Source organism: Faecalicatena contorta, assembly GCF_021531995.1.
In the GTDB taxonomy this organism is placed as follows: Bacteria; Bacillota; Clostridia; order Lachnospirales; family Lachnospiraceae; genus Dorea_A; species Dorea_A contorta_A.
In genome coordinates this window covers 1-383 of the sequence record NZ_JAFBIZ010000317.1, presented here as the reverse complement: position 1 = coordinate 383, position 383 = coordinate 1, and the positions used below count along the sequence as shown (strand labels likewise).

Here is a 383-nt window from a genome sequence, read left to right as displayed (position 1 = left end):
TACACCTCATATAGACATTCCAATATAATATTCATATCTGTCACAAACTTTATCATTGGTTTTTCATACTTCCTTTTCTGCACGGCTGCCATCTGAAACTCCTTTCACATCCGGACGGTTAATCCATCAAGCCTTTTCAGCGGCAGTCCCACCAGATACCAGTCTTCATCCATTTCAATCCGGACCGGCACCCAGACATCATTAATTTTTACTTCAAAACACTCTCCGCAATGCAGACCTCCATAATAGGATTCCATTCCAAATCGGATATCATAACGTCCACTTTCCTTGTCATAAAAAAGATTACCTTCTCGTTTCTCGCTCATTCTATTATTCCTCCTGAAAAATTATCTTTTATACTTAGTAATAGTGACGTTAATCTG

1 protein-coding gene is annotated in these 383 nt (G+C 38.6%); it reads right to left on the bottom strand.

Features of this window, described 5'->3' with window-relative positions; all coding sequences use genetic code 11:
- Positions 1-104 precede the first annotated feature (104 nt).
- Positions 105-326, bottom strand: a complete 222-nt coding sequence (locus tag JQM82_RS16140) for a DUF5348 domain-containing protein (protein ID WP_154322120.1) — start codon at positions 324-326, stop codon at positions 105-107.
- Positions 327-383 lie beyond the last annotated feature (57 nt).

Excerpts from the sequence above, each read along its gene's own strand:
- JQM82_RS16140 (WP_154322120.1), bottom strand. The coding sequence starts at position 326 with ATGAGCGAGAAACGAGAAGGTAATCTTTTTTATGACAAGGAAAGTGGA.